14 protein-coding genes and 1 tRNA gene are annotated in these 16,842 nt (G+C 39.9%); 2 read left to right on the forward strand and 13 right to left on the reverse strand.

Features of this window, described 5'->3' with window-relative positions; translation table 11 throughout:
• From K1X82_00945 to K1X82_01005, 13 genes are all read right to left on the reverse strand, one after another.
• Positions 1-484, reverse strand: a 484-nt coding sequence (locus K1X82_00945; GenBank protein ID MBX7180653.1) for a hypothetical protein, incomplete at its 3' end; no start/stop codon positions are given.
• Positions 485-526: 42 nt separating this feature from the next.
• Positions 527-1,906, reverse strand: coding sequence for a c-type cytochrome (locus K1X82_00950; protein MBX7180654.1), 1,380 nt, complete (start codon positions 1,904-1,906; stop codon positions 527-529).
• A 4-nt stretch (positions 1,907-1,910) separates the two neighbouring features.
• A complete protein-coding gene (locus K1X82_00955; protein MBX7180655.1) occupies positions 1,911-2,975 on the reverse strand; it encodes a hypothetical protein in 1,065 nt (354 codons plus the stop codon).
• 12 nt (positions 2,976-2,987) lie between these two features.
• The gene (locus K1X82_00960; GenBank protein MBX7180656.1) at positions 2,988-3,413 is read right to left on the reverse strand and encodes a Rieske 2Fe-2S domain-containing protein; all 426 of its coding nucleotides are present in this window, start codon (positions 3,411-3,413) and stop codon (positions 2,988-2,990) included.
• 6 nt (positions 3,414-3,419) lie between these two features.
• Positions 3,420-4,649, reverse strand: a complete 1,230-nt coding sequence (locus tag K1X82_00965; GenBank protein MBX7180657.1) for an OprO/OprP family phosphate-selective porin — start codon at positions 4,647-4,649, stop codon at positions 3,420-3,422.
• A 715-nt stretch (positions 4,650-5,364) separates the two neighbouring features.
• Positions 5,365-7,065, reverse strand: coding sequence for a single-stranded-DNA-specific exonuclease RecJ (gene recJ / locus K1X82_00970; GenBank protein MBX7180658.1), 1,701 nt, complete (start codon positions 7,063-7,065; stop codon positions 5,365-5,367).
• 10 nt (positions 7,066-7,075) lie between these two features.
• The gene (locus K1X82_00975) at positions 7,076-7,921 is read right to left on the reverse strand and encodes a transketolase (GenBank protein MBX7180659.1); all 846 of its coding nucleotides are present in this window, start codon (positions 7,919-7,921) and stop codon (positions 7,076-7,078) included.
• A gap of 294 nt (positions 7,922-8,215) precedes the next feature.
• Positions 8,216-9,349: a phosphatidylinositol-specific phospholipase C1-like protein gene (locus K1X82_00980; GenBank protein ID MBX7180660.1), complete on the reverse strand. Its 1,134-nt coding sequence runs from the start codon at positions 9,347-9,349 to the stop codon at positions 8,216-8,218.
• 1 nt (position 9,350) lies between these two features.
• Entirely contained in the window at positions 9,351-9,995 is a 645-nt protein-coding gene (locus tag K1X82_00985) for a YdcF family protein (protein ID MBX7180661.1), read from the reverse strand.
• A complete protein-coding gene (locus K1X82_00990) occupies positions 9,995-10,393 on the reverse strand; it encodes an acyl-CoA thioesterase (GenBank protein MBX7180662.1) in 399 nt (132 codons plus the stop codon). Before K1X82_00990 ends, K1X82_00985 begins: the two co-directional genes overlap by 1 nt.
• A gap of 60 nt (positions 10,394-10,453) precedes the next feature.
• Positions 10,454-12,163, reverse strand: a complete 1,710-nt coding sequence (locus tag K1X82_00995) for a T9SS type A sorting domain-containing protein (GenBank protein MBX7180663.1) — start codon at positions 12,161-12,163, stop codon at positions 10,454-10,456.
• A 96-nt stretch (positions 12,164-12,259) separates the two neighbouring features.
• The gene (gene fabG, locus K1X82_01000; GenBank protein ID MBX7180664.1) at positions 12,260-13,009 is read right to left on the reverse strand and encodes a 3-oxoacyl-[acyl-carrier-protein] reductase; all 750 of its coding nucleotides are present in this window, start codon (positions 13,007-13,009) and stop codon (positions 12,260-12,262) included.
• Positions 13,010-13,071: 62 nt separating this feature from the next.
• Positions 13,072-13,144 (reverse strand) — tRNA-Pro (locus K1X82_01005).
• Positions 13,145-13,311: 167 nt separating this feature from the next.
• Here K1X82_01005 and K1X82_01010 point away from each other — a divergent pair.
• The gene (locus tag K1X82_01010) at positions 13,312-15,723 is read left to right on the forward strand and encodes a TonB-dependent receptor (protein ID MBX7180665.1); all 2,412 of its coding nucleotides are present in this window, start codon (positions 13,312-13,314) and stop codon (positions 15,721-15,723) included.
• Positions 15,723-16,679, forward strand: a complete 957-nt coding sequence (locus tag K1X82_01015; GenBank protein MBX7180666.1) for a DUF4249 domain-containing protein — start codon at positions 15,723-15,725, stop codon at positions 16,677-16,679. Before K1X82_01010 ends, K1X82_01015 begins: the two co-directional genes overlap by 1 nt.
• Positions 16,680-16,842: the final 163 nt, after the last annotated feature.

The following is a 16,842-nucleotide window of genomic DNA, read 5'->3' on the forward strand; positions in this document are numbered from 1 at the left end:
AGAGGAAAATCAACAGAGCCACCCATTTATCCTCAAAAAATAAAAGCAGGGTTTTCCTGAAAATTTGGAGGCCTAACCCAACATACACCATCATACCATATGCTATGGAAGCTTGATAAGGGTAGGAAAGTCCGTCGGGAGGGTAACCTGAAAAATTGGCCCAAAGGTCAGCAATGAAAAAGAATGGGCTATACAGCATAGCCATCCCAATGGAATACATGATTACGAACTTACCGTTTTGAAGATCGACAAGTTGGTAAAGGGAATCGGTGTTTTTATAGGTTTCAACCAGATGCTTTACCCAAGATAAGTCTGTAAAGAAAGGATCGTGGTAGATGAAATAAGCCGGCAGGTATAAATAATATCCAAAAACATCCCAGGTAATGGTTTTGTCTACCGGGGTAAGCAATCGAGAAATTACTATACTCAGGAAACAAAATACAAGCGAACCAAAGGAAATAGATTTATACCAAGGTTGATTCATTTAGCAAACGTAGTTTAAAACGAATCAGTTGATATTAAAAATTTAAATTGATTTTAAAAATGCAATTAATGCTTCCCTGTCGGCCTGGCTAAGTTTCTTAACATATTCTCTTGATTTTTCCCCTTCGCCTCCGTGCCAAAGGATAGCTTCGAGGAGATTTCGGGCTCTACCATCATGCAAATAATTGCTATGACCATTTACTAATTCGGTAAGACCAATTCCCCATAGCGGAGAGGTTCGCCATTCTTGTCCATTTGCGAGGAATTCAGGACGGTTATCGGCCAATTCAGGACCCATATCATGCAAAAGCAAATCGGTATATGGGAAAATAATTTGGTTACTGGCTTCAGGAAAAGCGATGTTGGTACCTGTTCTTACCATTGGGGTATGGCAACCTGAGCAGTTTGCTTCTTTGAATAACTGTTTACCCTTTTTTACTTTTGGGTCGTCGGTGTTACGACGCGCAGGTACCGCTAGTGTTTGGGTGTAAAAAGTGGTGGCAAATAAAATGCTATCTGCTAATTCGTAATCATCGAATAATCCATCGAATTGAGTTTGTCCGAAACTACTTTCGGTTGGAAAAACAAAGGAAGTGATTCCCATATCCTCGTTGTAGGCGCCTGCTGTTTGTTGAAGCACACTGGGATTTCCGGCTTTCCAACCAAATCGTCCGATGGTTTTTTTACCATGAACTGCATCCCAAACCATGTTAGGTCGTCCGGAAATGCCATCACCATTTGCATCAAATTCATCGCTTAGACCAAGGATTGTCATTTCATCAATGGCTTCGAGCAAGCCCATTCCAAAAACCGGAGGGGCAACTCGTCCACTGAGCAAATGTCCGGAAGGAAGGGGAATGTATGGATTTTCGAGTGAAATAGTTGGTTTTCGGAGAGTGTAAGAGGTGCCATCAGAAAAATTTCCTTGGGTGTTGGTATAGGTAATTACCACATCAGCCTCGGCAGGTTTTCCAAAAACGCCCCGTTGTTGTAGTTGTCCTCCAAATCCGGGAGCAGGGTTTGGTCCACCGTGTGGGTTTTCGCCGGGAATACTAATTCGCACCAACATAGAACTTAGAAGTTCGGATGGATTTAGAGGGGGGCGTCCTCTACCATCTGCAATATGGCAGCTTGCGCAGGACACATTGTTGAAAATGGGTCCTAACCCGGAATGGATGGGAGCCGGAGCCGTAACGAAGGTTGCCTCAAATGAGATGTCGCCAACACCATGGTTAAAATTGCCTCTATCGGAGAGATTGGGAAAAGGATGGGAATACGCACCTGAGCCGGCATCAAAAACAGTTTGAGACCCGCCGGATAAGCGTTCATCCAGATCTTCTTCTTGAAGTGCTTCCGGTTTAGAGCAGGAAGTGGCACTTAAAAGTAAAAGGAAAAAAGCCGAATAGAAGAAAGGTTTGAACATGGAATTAATCGGTAACACGTTGTTGAATTAATGGTGTTAACTTTTCAAGAGATTCATTTAGATTTCGGATGGCCGTTTGGGCATTGGCAACTTGTTGTGGTTGTGTTAAAATAGCCTCACCAAACGGTACTGTAATATTTTGCAATGCAGCAATTGCAGCAGCAATTTTTTGGGTAATTTCTGCATCCAGACTAAGGTTGTAATTTTTTACGAAGTCCTGAATACCTTTTCCATCTGAGGCATATTTTCCAACATACATGTTTTCGATACTTCGCATATTATTGGTAAAATCGGCAATGGAATTACCACTGAATGGGCTTTCTTCTAATGAAGGGTCTTGTGCAAAAAAGGGCTCTTCAATTTTTCCGTCAGCAACTTCTTCACAAATGCCTTGCATGGCAGAAACCACCTCCAACATGGCATCTTTTCTGGTTGAATATGCTGAACTTCCATTACCGGCTTTTTCGAATTCATGGCGAAATGAATTGGAGTTGTTGATATCCCAGCGGCTGCTAAGGTGTGAAGTACGATCCCGGATATATGCACCAAGGGCTACCATGTATTCCATTTCCTTTTCCGTTAATTCAGAAGCTAGTTTGTTTCCATTTTGTCCCCAAAGAATATACTCTAATGGATGGAAACCACGTAAAGCATCCTGGGTTAATCCGGCAAGGTATTGAGGGGTAATGGTAGTTGAGGAAGCCAATAGGGAATCTAATTCCAGGAAATTAACCGGCCAGGTATCAATACCGGGGTCAATATCTTCGGAAGAAACAGGACCAAATAGAAATCCTTCCGATTGTTCCCATGCACTTCGTGTTTCTTTCCAAAGCTGACGAGCGTTTTCTAAGTTAGAAGTTGTTGGATTTGCTTTTAAAGTTTCCAGGGAAAGTTCCAATTGATAAGCTTTTGAAGCTAAATCATCATAGGTAGCAACAATGACGTTGCTCGACAAACTAGTAATGATTTCGGAAGTTGGAGTTAGGTTGTTTGTTTCATCACCCTTGTTGCAACCGGCAAATAATAAGCCGGTTGCCAGGGTTAATAGGGAGAGGTCCGCGTTTTTCATAGGGTTTGAGGTTTATTGGATTTGAATTAAAACTTGATCGTTTTCTAGTTTTGCAGGATATATTTTTAGGTTAGTGGAGGCCGGTTCCTTCATTACTTTTCCGTCCATGTCAAATTGACTTCCGTGGGAATTGCAATAAATGCTGGTAGAAGAAGCCACCAAGGGATTGTCGTAATGCGTACATTTCATATAAATGGCTTTAAATTCGTTACCCGGTTTTTTCAATAAAAGGATATCGTACTCCAAGCGTTTGTCTCTTACATTAATTCGGTCGCTACCTTCAGTAAAGGAGAGTAGAGGAACTGCAATAACGCCGGGTGTAGTGGAAGTGGAGGTAAAGGTGGCAGAAGATTTACAGGAATTTAGCAAGCTGCTTACAATTCCCGGAACAATGCACCAGGCGGCAGTTTGGGTAACAAATTTTCGACGATTCAGCATGATAATTTAAAATGAATATCCCATACCTAAATTTACGAAGCCATTGCTGGTATAATAAGCAGGTGCAGTAGGGTAGGGGTTAATCAGTAAGGATTTATTGGGTTCTCCTGTAATTCTATGTGTGTAATCCAATTTTAAAATGACACCTTTTACAGGAGAATAATTGATTCCACCAATCAGATAGGCCTGGTTATATTGTCCATCGCCAATTCCGTTGCTTGACATTTGGGCATTCAAATCAAGTTTTTCATACCTGCCAAAAATGGTCAAAGCTCGTTCGGGTTTGTTAAAGATATGCATAAGGTTATAGCCTACTTCCACATAAGCACCATACATAAGTTTGGCGGTATTATTCGCATAGGCACGGTTTATTTCAAATGCTTTGGGGATGGAAACCAGGGTTCCTAAGGCTCTTGCATAAAACCATTTCCCTAAATATTGCACATTGGCTTCACCTACGGCCACAGGAGTGCCAAAAACTCCCCGGTCGAGCATTAAACTATCCGACTGTCTTTTGGTGAGTCCTGCTGAACCTCCGTAGTAACCGGAAACTTGAATACGCCAGTTTTTGATGTATTGCAAAACTGCTCCTGTAATGGCTATATTGGTTGAGCTAGCATTTTGACCATTAAATCGTCCTTCCCGGATACCCGTTCCATGCTCGAATCCTTGTGAACTTAAGCCATTTACCAGACCTAGGGAAAAGTTGAAACCAGGCATAGATCGTGGACTTCCATAGAAACCGATTCCTAATTCTCTCCAGGTTGCAGGAATTACATAGGTTTCAACAAATGGTCGGCGGTTGGTACTAAAGGTGGTAGGTAAGTGGTTTTCGTTAATGATACCGATACGAGGAATAAACAAACCGGCAGTAAAATAGTATTCCGGATTTAGGTTCATTTTTAGGAAACACTGCTCTATACTGAATTCTCCGGCTGGCCTTCCATTTTCAACCCTTGCATCTTCCAATTCCCATTCAGAAAAGAAGGTAATCTTGTTATTGAACTTATGTCCTAAAAATAGAATTACCCGTTCTAAGTTTGCTGTCCCTTTTCCAAGTTTTAAGTCATAAGAGGCATGTGCTTGTCCATAACTTGATACAAATGTTTTATTGGCTGATCGAGTTAATCCGGCATTAAGACTATCTTCATAGGTGATGATTTGGGCATTACCGGAAAGCGAGAAAAGGGCAATAATGGCTAAGGCTGGAAGTAAACGTTGGGTAAAGAAGTTCATTGACATACAATTTTCGGCTGCAAAGAAAGTGCTTATTTAGAATTAATTTAAATAAAAATAAGCAATACCAACTTTGAGGTAGGATACCAGGAGGATGCTTGGATATTCAGAAACCAAAGACTCTATAAAAAATGGCCGGGAAAGATGGAATTACGCATATTTAGTTGGTTTCATAAAGGGGAGATAAGGCAGGTAAAAAACCTGAAATTGGGCAATTAATCTTCGAAATTATTAGCCAAAACAGAATTTGGATTGGTAAAACTGCTTGAAAGGAGCTTTTAGTGAAACTCATAATTTTCCTTTTCGATGGTTGGGGTATAGGTTATAAATAAAGCATTGTCATTATTTCTTGCTTCTGATCCCCGGCTTTTTTTGCTTGTTTTCAAATCCAACAAGAAGTTAGCAGATGTATAAAATTTCCCTCTTTGCAGAATAATGATAGATACGTTGAACCTTTGGGGGACGAATGAAAGTTATAGGTAGCGCATCGGGCAACGATAGAGGCAAGTAGCCCACAGGACACCTACGGCGATAGCCTAGGTGGACGAGGACTACAGCCGATAGCGTGACCCGAACGCCCATGCAGGTTGTTTGGAATTTTGCAAAAGATTTTTGGGCGGAGGGGGCCCGCATACCAGTAATTTTAAAAAGAAATAGTCAATTCGTACGGGATGACTTTTTCAACTTGTAGTAAGATTGCTTGTTATTCGACTCTCTATACATATTGGATATCCTTGATATTCAGTTGAATACTCACTTGCCCGTTGTATTCATTTTCTTCAATACAGAAGGCGATATCGAAGGGTTTACCGGTCTGGATTTGAGGTAAATGCTCCCAACCTTTAAAAAAGATACAAGGAAAAACCAATTCCGGATTTTGAGAACTTTGAATGGCCAATTTAAGGTGAGTTTCACCCACAATTCTGGCATGACCGGTATCTAAAACGGACCTGGTAACAAAAACCGGTTGCATATTTCCCGGGCCAAAAGGGCCAATTTGGGTTAAAATTCGAAATAATTTGGGCGTAATTTCTTCCAATTGAATATCCAAATCAATTTCCTGGCTAGGAATAAGCATTTCATCAGTTATGGAAGACCTTACCACCGATTCAAATTTGCTTCGGAAGGCATCGATGTTTTCAATTTTAAGGGTTAAACCAGCAGCATATTTATGTCCTCCAAATTGTTCGAGTAAGTCACTGCATGCCTGAATAGCTTCATGAACATCAAAATCTTTGACACTTCGAGCCGATCCGGTTGCCTTTCCGTTGGATTCGGTAAGAACAATGGTAGGTCGGTAGTATTTTTCAATCAGCCTGGAAGCTACAATTCCAACAACGCCTTTATGCCAATTTTCAGAATACACCACTGTGCTTTTTGAATTCAGAAGAGATTCATCGGTTCTAATTAATTCCAAAGCTTCTTGAGTAATGATGCTATCTAAACTTTTACGTTCAATATTATTGTAATGAATAACCTGATTGAATGATTCAGCCGATAATTCATTGGGTGAGATTAAAAGTTTTACTGCATTACTGCCATGTTCAATTCTTCCGGCGGCATTAATCCTCGGGGCAAGGATGAAAACAACATCGGAAATGGTCAGTTTCTTTTTTATTTTGTTGAATTGTAAAATCGTACGTATTCCTACTCCGGGATTGGTATTTATTTTTTCTAAACCAAAATAGGCAAGTATTCTGTTTTCGCCTACAATAGGCACGATATCGGCTCCAATACTTACAGCAACAAGATCTAGATATTCATAAACTTCCGACAAGGGCAAATGAAGTCTTGTGCACAAAGCCTGGCAAATTTTAAAACCTATTCCACACCCGCAAAGTTCTTTAAAAGGGTAAGGGCAATCGGATTGTTTAGGGTCTAGAACAGCAATAGCATCCGGAATCTGTGATCCGGGTAGGTGGTGGTCGGCAATAATGAAATCTATGCCTTTACTTTTGGCGTATTCTACCTTATCAATTGAACGGATACCACAATCCAATGCGATAATTAAATTGACTTGGTGTTCTTCTGCAACGTCAATTCCTTTAAAAGAAATACCATACCCTTCTGAATACCTGTCAGGGATATAATACTCAATTTTGGATGTTTGTTTGGAGAGAAATTGATAAACTAGGGAAACTGCGGTTGTACCATCTACATCGTAATCTCCATAAATCATAATACGTTGACCTAACTCAAGTGCTTTAATGATTCGATCAACGGCATTTTCCATTCCCTTCATTAAAAAAGGAGAATGAAGTTGGTCCAGGTTGGGTCGGAAAAACTCTCTGGCCTGGTCAAAATCTGAAATACCCCGTTGCAAAAGCAAGGTTGCCGTAATTCTGTCCACACCTAAGCTGTTTCTCAAGGAATCAATTGCCTGAGGCTCAGGATGGAACTTATAAATCCATCTCATGGTTTAAAAATTAATAATCCTGTAAGGTTTCCTCCAGTTGAGATAAGGCTGCTTCCAATTGAGAATCGTTGGGTGCAACACCGTGCCATTTGTGACTTCCCATCATAAAATCCACGCCTTGTCCCATCTCAGTTTTCATCAAAATCAAAATTGGTTTGCCTTTTCCCGTCAATGATTTAGCCAATTGGAGGGTACTTAAAACATCCTCCATTTTATTACCATTCATATCCAATACATCCCAACCAAATGCCTCAAATTTGGCCTTTAAATTTCCCATTGGTAAAACCTTGTCGGTATCACCATCAATTTGCCTTCCATTAACATCAATGGTAGCAATAAGGTTATCAACTTTCTTGGCTGCAGCGTACATAGCAGCTTCCCAAACCTGACCTTCCTGAATTTCACCATCCCCACAAAGTACATATACTAATTTGTTGTCTTGATTTAATTTTTTTGCACTGGCGGCACCACAGGCAACAGATAAACCTTGTCCGAGAGAACCACTTGCGATTCGAACACCCGGTAAATGCTCATGGGTTGTAGGATGACCTTGCAACCGGGTATTCAGTTTTCTAAAAGTAGCAAGTTCGCTCACGGGGAAGTAACCGCTTCTTGCCAAAACACTGTACCAAACCGGTGAAATATGGCCATTAGAAAGAAAGAATACATCTTGATCTTTTCCATTCATATCAAAATCCTTTGGATTATGGTTCATCACTTCAAAATACAGAGCGACTAAAAAATCTGTACAACCGAGAGAACCGCCCGGGTGACCGGAATTTACAGCATGAACCATTCGTAAGATGTCGCGACGGACTTGAGAACTGATTTTTGTAAGTTTTTCTATATCGGCCATGGAGGGTTATTTTTTGCAAAGATATTTTAGGCGAAAATGTCAAACCAGTTGACTTTTGGAAAGTTATTAAGATAGTTTGAGCAAGGGAAATTGAAAAATTACCTGAATTCTTAAAATAGCTAAAGGGAAAAGAGAAGTTGCAATTATTCTAACTTTCCATCTTACTAAGTAAAAACCCCTGGATTCGAAAATTCTGCAAATACAATTTCTTTATTAGGAATTAATTACCTCATTTGCATTTTTATAAGCTTGAGTAAAAAGATTAAATGGCAATATACAAGTTCCGTTATAGTCTTATTCCTTAAGTCCGCTGCCTCCATCAATCCCTCCATTCACCGGATTAACCCTTCCTACTTCATGGTTTGGAAAATGGACATGATAGGGGCCTAATTGCACATTGGGTACATAATAATCAGTTGAAATAATATGACCGCCACTTTCTAAACAAGCATTTAATCGGTCATAATTACCTATTCTGGCCTCTTCCGTTTCTGAATCTGCCCTGGTTCTGATAATATAACCTTTTCGTGCCAGCTCCTTTATTCGTTGGGTGTTGGATGGTGGTAATGGATCATTTTGCTTGGTAAATGCGCATTCCGGTGTGTCAGGTGATGCATAAATAAACATAACCCTACCTTTTAGTGACGGATGGTTTTGGATATAATCGTCCACTGCACCTCCTTCCATAATAAAAACAACCTTTCCCCTGCATTCTTCCAATAGGGGCCAATCGTTGCTGGTTGCCATTTCATTTAAGGTTGCATGCTTCCCTCTAACCCAATCCGGAGTGATGACACCTTTTAAATCTTTTCCAAATACTGATTTTATTTCTGAATCAATGGAATCACAGGCGGTAGCATCAAATTCCCTGGATCGCTTAAATCCAAGCATTCGAAGAAATCCGCTGCGATTTCCCGGTCCTTCTTCCTTACTTTCAATATTGATGAAGATTGGTAAATGGTTAGGATGTGCATCACTCCATTTCTTAACCGCTTCCAAGGCTTGTTTGAATGTAAAATAATGGGTTTCATAATCTACATCCTTGATGTGTAGAACTTTGAATCCCGGTTTTTTTAATTCTTCAATTTTTGATTTCTTACGAAGCCCAGCCAATCCGTTTAAAGCCCTTTTGTAATATTCTCCACCAATTGGATCATAATAAATATCAATTTCTAATCCTCGAATATTCCAATCGCTGAATTGTGCATCAAAAGGAAGATGAGCATAATTTATTCCACTAGGATCTAAATCCTTCCCCAACAGTTTTTTTATCCGATTCAGATAGCGAATGACTTTTGCAGGTGGGTATTTCTTATAGCTGTTGTGGCTGGCAATTATTTGAATTTGATTCAGATGCAATACCGAGTCTTTTTGTCCGGAGGAATATAAAGCCTGAAGTATTAAAATCAAAAGTAAAATCTGTTTCATTTTAGTATTTCCAGTAATAGTATAAAAGTTTAATCCATTCATTGTTTATCATGATTAATCCGTCTTCATTTTTCCACCAATTCCAATACCTTATTTTATTGTCAGGTGCACCAACCACCCAAAAGTGAATGCCATTTTTTTGGGTTGAATTTCTCAAGGAGTATTTGATTCTTCGGGTATGAAATTCTGAACTGATAATCATAACGGTATCCAATTTATTTCGGTGGCAATAATCAAAAATGATTTGGGCTTCCTCCTTGGTGCTGGTTCCAAATGGCAATAATTCTGTACTGGTTATTGGTATCCCCATTTTTACCAGTGCTTTTTGGGTAACTTCTCCTTCCGAAAATTTAAAACCCATGGCTTCAAAAAGAGGGTGTAGGTTTTTGCCTGTGCAAACTATTTTTTTTATTTGTCCTTTCTTGAAAAGTTCAACCGCTTTTTTTCCTCGGTCAATGCTATTTCCACTTAAAACAAAGGCAACACCACAAGATTGTTCATTATCCTGCGAGATAAGAAATTTAGCAGTAGATTTTAAAATAGGGATCAAACCTAAAATCAATATCAAAGAAATACCCATCAGGAGCATTCCCCATTTTACCAGTGGTCTGTTATACCAGGGGTTTATTGCATCTTGACCTGCCATCAGAAATTGAATTTTTCCAAAATCACCTCAGGACAACGAATCGGACGTCCTGTGCTTTTGTTCACAAAAACCAAGGTGGTCGAACCCTGGTTTATCAATTCATTTTTGGAATTTAAAACCTGGTATTCGAATTTCATACGTGAGCCCGGTTTTTCTTTAACCATGCAGCTTATTTGAAGGTTTTCATCGTAATAGGCCGGGCGAATGTATTTAACTTGCAAATCAATAACAGGCATCATGATGCCTGAATCTTCTAATTCGGCGTAGGAAATGCCCGCAGATCGCATAAGTTCAACCCGTGCTACTTCGTAATATTGGGCATAATTTCCGTAGTACACATAACCCATTCGGTCTGTTTCGCCATAACGGGTTCGTAAGGTGATGGTTTGGGTTATCAAGTTTTTAATTTGCAGCCCAAAGTTAATCTACATCAAAGCGATTTGACAAAATTCCCTAAACTATTTTAGAGAAAATTTAAAGCCTTTTGTTAATCCATCCTGCTGGAAATTAAAATAATAAATTCCTTCTGCTAAGTCGGAGAGGTTCAGTAATTCCTGATGGTCGCCAATTTCTTGCGTTTTGGTTTGGAATTTCACTATTTTTCCCATTGCATCTAAGAGGGTAAAATTGGTTTTTTGGGTAAACTTATTGGTAAAATTGACATGTAAATTTTTTGAATCATCTACAAAGCAATTCAAATGTGTCAGATTACCATCGTTTGATCTAATTCCAACACTGGTATTTACGATGTTAATGGTATAATCTTCGGTTTGGCCTGAATTAAAGGGCATGCAAGCATCACTTGAATACATTAATTCTCCATTAGCACTGCAATTGCGTATTCGCATTTTAGTGGGTCCGGGCAATGCATCTCCCGGAACAAAGAAGGTGGTTGAGGCAGGTGTATTTGCAGTAGAATTTGAAGCAAATTCGATAACCTCTGAACTTGAAAATACATTGTCGTGGTTATAGTCAATCCACCCGAAGATTTGACTATTCTGTGCCGTTGTTACATTTAAGGTGTAGGTATTAAAAGCGTCAAGCGATGCCGTAGTGTATGAGGTAACCGGCCAATTGACATATCCGGTCGTAGTGTTGTCGCATCCGGTATTTTGATTGTTGAGAGTGGTACCAGCAATAGAAACTGTATTAATCACTTCCAACTGATTACAATTGACAGGATGTAGACCTTGGGTGCAATAACCGGGTGAATTCATCTGAATGTTGACATGGTAATCTTCTGTTTCTCCATAAACCAGGTTTGTACAAGGATCAATGCCATTTATTGGTGAATCTTCACATCGGATTCTTAACCTGGTTAAACCTTCAGAAGCTGTTAATGGAAAAGAAACGAGAAATAACATTGGGTTGGTGGTTTGAACTACCTCTCCAAGTCGTTCTTCGAAACTAAAAACACTATCCCGGTTATAATCTAGCCATGCAGTATAGGTAAAACCGGGGTTCATTCCTCCATAAACTCGCATCAAATAGGTTGTACGAGCATACAAAGTTGTTGTCGACACTGAATTGGTAAAATTGGCATAATAGGGGAAGGAGTCGACACCAAGTTGGTTTTCATTTTTCATAGTATTTAAAACAACTCCATTTATATAGTCCATATTTTGGGTTCCAACCGAATACCAAGGAGTGCAATAAACTGCTCCGGGGGAAGTAATATTAACGGTATAATCTTCGGTTTCACCGGGGTAAGTATCCATTACTTCGAAACATGGATGAATGTCTGTAATGCCGTAAGGAATTGCTCTTAGTCTTAATCTTTTTTGTCCGGTTCCAAAATAGGAATGTATTGGAATATTAAATTGAATATGTCCTTGGTAATTGGCCCATACATCAATTAATTCATTGTTTGAAAAAGTATTATCATTATCAAAATCCATAAATACTGCCACTTTACAAATTTGACCAGAAGGAACCTCCACATTCAGTTGGTAGGTTTGTCCCATGGTTAATTGTATTGGTCCAAGGTTGGTGTAATTGCGGTAGGTTTGCCCATCCGTTACACCGGTATTTAGGTTGTTGAATCCATTGATGGATACCCCGTCGATAAAAACCAAACTATCCATATAGGAGAAGGCTCCACCACAATATTGGGCAAAATTGAATTGCCAAATAAAAATTCCAAGAATTGTAAAATTGAACTTTTTCATCCGAGTAGTTGTATGGATGCAAAAATACCAATTCAAGTAAAATTTTAATTCAAAAATTCTGCTTGAATTAAAAGTCTAAACCGGAAAAAATGTCGACTAAGTCAACATCCCTCCACATACATTCAAAACCTGTCCAGTAATGTAGGCCGACAAATCACTTCCTAAAAACAAGCAAGCATTCGCTACATCTTCTCCCTGTCCACCCCGTTTTAATGGTATTTGTTCTCTCCATTGTTCAACCGTTTTTGCATCTAAGGCCTCGGTCATTTCTGTTTCAATAAATCCCGGGGCAATAGCATTGCAACGTATATTCCTTGAACCTAATTCTAAGGCAATTGATTTGGTAAATCCAATAATTCCTGCCTTGGAGGCTGCATAATTGCTTTGTCCGGCATTTCCTTTAACTCCTACCACCGAACTCATATTTATTATGCTTCCCCATCGCTGCTTTAACATAGGTCTTTGGGCTGCCTTGGTTAAATTAAAAACTGATTTTAAATTAACTCTTAACACCTCATCCCATGCCTCTTCCGTAATCCGCATCAATAAATTATCTTTGGTAATTCCAGCGTTATTTACCAAAATGTGCAATGCACCAAAATCTTGTATGACCAAATTCACCAATTGCTCGGCTTGTCCGTAATCCGATGCATCACTGCGATAGGACTTTACCCTTGTTCCGTAAGCCTTTAATTCTTCTTCCAATGCAATCCCTTTCTCCGGCGAACTTAAATAGGTAAAGGCTACATCGGCTCCTTGTTCGGCAAATTTCTTGGCAATTGATTTTCCAATTCCTCTAGAAGCTCCTGTAATTAAGGCTACTTTGCCGCTTAATAGTTTCGTCATGTTCGTTTGTTTGATAGACAAAGGTATTAAAATAAAAAAGCCCCCGCTTAGCAGAGGCTTTGTCGGGCTGACCTGACTCGAACAGGCGACCACCAGCACCCCATGCTGGTACACTACCAACTGTGCTACAGCCCGAAATGTAAGGTTTTGTGAAAATTTCTTAAATCTGAAATTAATCTCAACCCATCAATCAAACAGCCTGATTTGCTGTTAAATTTGCCGCAAAAGTAGAAGTTTATTACCAACTCCAACTATTAGCCGGATTATTACCATAAAAATTAGAAAGAAATACTGTGAATAAATTGAATTACAAGAGTTTATATTTTGTCTGCCTGGCAATTTTTCTTGTTTTCCCTTTATTCTCCCTTGCCGAAGGTTCCGAAAAATTTACCATTTCAGGTTTCGTCAAAGATGCCAAAACGGGAGAAGCTCTCATTGGTGCAAATGTTTTTTTAAAAGAAAACCTCAAAGGCGTTTCAACCAATACTTATGGTTTCTATTCCATTACCATAGAAAAAGGTAATTATACCCTCGTTTGCTCCTACCTTTCTTACAACGAGTTTTCTAAACCCATTCAATTGGATGCAAACGTGTCTGTTAACATCGATTTGATGCCAACCACTCAAGATATGAAGGAGGTGGTGGTTACTTCGGAACGACAAGATAAAAACATCACCAATACCAACATGGGTCAGGTAAAAATGGATATTCAGCAGGTGAAATTATTGCCGTCTTTCATGGGAGAAGTGGATATTCTGAAAACAATTCAACTTCTTCCCGGTGTTAAAGGCTCAGGCGATGGAAGCTCCGGCTTTTATGTGCGTGGTGGTGGCCCCGATCAAAACTTAATCCTTCTGGATGAAGCTGTTGTCTATAATTCTTCTCACTTATTTGGTTTTTTCTCCGTTTTCAATGGCGATGCCGTTAAAAATATGAACCTCATTAAAGGAGGAATGCCAGCCCAATATGGCGGACGACTGGCTTCTGTTCTCGACATAACCATGAAGGAAGGTAATAACCAAAAATTTAAAGTGGATGCCGGTATTGGCTTAATTTCCTCCCGTCTGACCATTCAGGGGCCGATTAAAAAGAATAAAGCTTCTTTCATCCTATCCGGTCGCCGAACCTATATCGATGTCCTGATGAAGCCTTTTATTAGTAAGGATCAACAGTTTTATGGTTCCAGCTACTTCTTCTATGACCTCAATGCCAAATTGAATTATGCCTTTTCCGACAAAGACAAAGTCTTTATCAGTGGCTATTTCGGAAAAGATAAATTTACTTTCCAGGATAACCAGGACCTTGGCTTTAAAGCTGTTCTGCCATACGGAAACGCCACCGCAAGTCTTCGCTGGAACCACTTGTTTAATAGCAAGTTATTTATGAATACCAGCCTCATTTTTACCGATTATAACTTTAAAGTAACCCTGGGTCAGTCCGATTTTAATTTTGGTTTGTATTCCGGTATCAGAGATTACAATGCTAAACTTGATTTTAGTTGGCAACCTACCATACGCCACCATGTTCGTTTTGGACTAAATTATACCTACCACCGGTTCACTCCCAACAATGCAACCGCCGAAGCAGGTGATATTACCTTCGATTTTGGTAAAGTAGAACGGATTTATGGAAATGAATTCGCAGCATACCTGAGCGACGACTTTGATGTAACCGATAAATTCAAAATAAATCTAGGTATCAGGGTTTCCGGTTTTCAACAAATTGGCCCTTTTGAACGTTTTGTGAAGGAAGGAGATAGGGTAGTGGATACCATTCAATATGCCAGAGGTGAACACATTAAGTTTTATATGAGACCGGAACCTCGACTCGCCTTAAATTACATTATCAATAGCAAAAGCTCGGTTAAAGCTGCAGTTACTATGAATTACCAATATCTTCAAGTTGCTAACCTGGCCACCGTTTCCCTGCCTACCGACCTTTGGATTCCTTCTTCCGAGAAAATTAAACCCCAACAAGGGATTCAATATTCTTTGGGATATTTCCGCAATTTTCAAGACAATACCTGGGAAACCTCGGTAGAACTGTATTACAAGGATATGCGCAACCTCATCGAGTTCAAAGATGGAGTAATGCCTTCCAATACTGTCAATGATAACATCGATAACTTACTCACCTTCGGACGGGGTTGGGCTTACGGAGCTGAGTTTTTTGTTCGAAAATCAGTAGGGAAAACAACAGGATGGTTGGGTTATACCTTAAGCTGGACTCAACGCCAGTTCGACGACCTCAACAATGGTAAACCTTTCTTTGCCCGGTACGATCGTCGCCACGATGTGCAATTTACCCTCACTCAGGAACTTAGTAAAAAATGGACCTTCTCTGTTGTTTGGGTATACAGCACTGGGGCTGCATTAACAGTTCCTGTGGCAAGGTATTTTATTGAAGGTAAAGTAATTAATGAATTTGGACAAAGAAATTCCTATAGGATGGCACCTTACCACCGCCTTGATTTGTCTCTTACTTACGTTCACAAAAAAACCGAAAAATGGATGAGCTCCTGGAATTTTTCAGTTTATAATGTTTACAGCAGACAAAATCCTTACTTTATTTATTTCGATACCACCGGCGATCTTTTCAAAGCCGCAGCCGGAATTTCATCCAATGGTAAAGAACCTAGAGATTTTAGAATCAAAGCCAAACAAGTATCTCTTTTCCCTGTTATCCCATCCATCACCTGGAATTTTAGTTTTTAATGAAATCAAGCCTTCGTCATAGCATCCATGGTTTTCCCAGCTTATTCACCGGGCTCTTTTTCCTGGTTGTGTTGTTTAGCGCTTCTTCCTGCACCAAAGAAATTGAGGTGGTTCTTCCTGACGCCGAAAATAAAATAGTTGTGGAAGGCTGGATCGAAAATGACCAATATCCTGTAGTTAAATTATCTCGCAGCGCCGGCTTCTTTGATCCCGTTCCTACGCTGGCAGATACCATCGGTTTCTTGAATTATATTTTGAATGATTTGGTGGTACAAAATGCAACGGTTATTGTCAGCGATGGAATTATTTCCGATACCCTCGTTCCAACCCTTGATATTATTAATTTCTCCAAAGAATACCGCCTTCCTTTGGTTTATCTTGGACATACCATCAAAGGCGAGGTTGGCAAAACCTATACTCTAAAAGTGATGGTCGAAGGCAAAACTCTTACTTCCTCTACCCGTATTCCGGAGCTAATTTATATGGATACCTTGTATTGGAAACCGGATATCAGCGATGATGGGGTGGGTTTTCCATGGACAAAGTTTCAAGATCCTGATACCTTGGGCAATGCCTATCGAATTTTTACCCGCAGAGGTGGCTACGATGAGCCTTATGTAGCTCCCATCGGAAATGAATTCGACGATTATTTTGTGAATGGTACAGCATTCGATTTTCCGTTTAACCGGGGCTCTCAATTATCCGACGATACGCTTCAAAACGATGCCGAAGACCGAATTCGGGGAAAATACCTCAAAGGTGATACGATGGATATTAAATTTTGCACCATGGACAAGGCTTCCTACGATTTTTGGCGTACATTCAGTATTAGCCGTCAAAGCAATGGAAGTCCTTTTGCAGCTCCAATTAACTTAAAATCGAATATCTCCGGAAAGGGTGGTATCGGAATTTGGTCAGGTTATGGAGCTACTTTCAAAAAGGCTGTTGCTCAATAAGTTGCAGAAGTATTTAATGTGTATTTATTGCTTTTTGGCGGGTCCCATTCGCACTAAAATTGTGGCTTTTCCCCTACTGTTTTCTGGCTCATGGTCGGGCTATCGGCTGTAGTCCTCGTCGCACAGAGCCACGAAAGTGTTCGTGGCTCTGTGCTCCTGTGGG

It is taken from the genome of Bacteroidia bacterium (assembly GCA_019695265.1).
GTDB lineage: Bacteria > Bacteroidota > Bacteroidia > JAIBAJ01 > JAIBAJ01 > JAIBAJ01.

Bases quoted from the DNA above. Each gene is read 5' to 3' on its own strand.
- K1X82_00950 (MBX7180654.1), bottom strand. From the start codon at position 1,906: ATGTTCAAACCTTTCTTCTATTCGGCTTTTTTCCTTTTACTTTTAAGT.
- K1X82_00955 (MBX7180655.1), bottom strand. From the start codon at position 2,975: ATGAAAAACGCGGACCTCTCCCTATTAACCCTGGCAACCGGCTTATTA.
- K1X82_00960 (MBX7180656.1), bottom strand. From the start codon at position 3,413: ATGCTGAATCGTCGAAAATTTGTTACCCAAACTGCCGCCTGGTGCATT.
- K1X82_00965 (MBX7180657.1), bottom strand. From the start codon at position 4,649: ATGAACTTCTTTACCCAACGTTTACTTCCAGCCTTAGCCATTATTGCC.
- recJ (MBX7180658.1), bottom strand. From the start codon at position 7,065: ATGAGATGGATTTATAAGTTCCATCCTGAGCCTCAGGCAATTGATTCC.
- K1X82_00975 (MBX7180659.1), bottom strand. From the start codon at position 7,921: ATGGCCGATATAGAAAAACTTACAAAAATCAGTTCTCAAGTCCGTCGC.
- K1X82_00980 (MBX7180660.1), bottom strand. From the start codon at position 9,349: ATGAAACAGATTTTACTTTTGATTTTAATACTTCAGGCTTTATATTCC.
- K1X82_00985 (MBX7180661.1), bottom strand. From the start codon at position 9,995: ATGGCAGGTCAAGATGCAATAAACCCCTGGTATAACAGACCACTGGTA.
- K1X82_00995 (MBX7180663.1), bottom strand. From the start codon at position 12,163: ATGAAAAAGTTCAATTTTACAATTCTTGGAATTTTTATTTGGCAATTC.
- fabG (MBX7180664.1), bottom strand. From the start codon at position 13,009: ATGACGAAACTATTAAGCGGCAAAGTAGCCTTAATTACAGGAGCTTCT.
- K1X82_01015 (MBX7180666.1), top strand. From the start codon at position 15,723: ATGAAATCAAGCCTTCGTCATAGCATCCATGGTTTTCCCAGCTTATTC.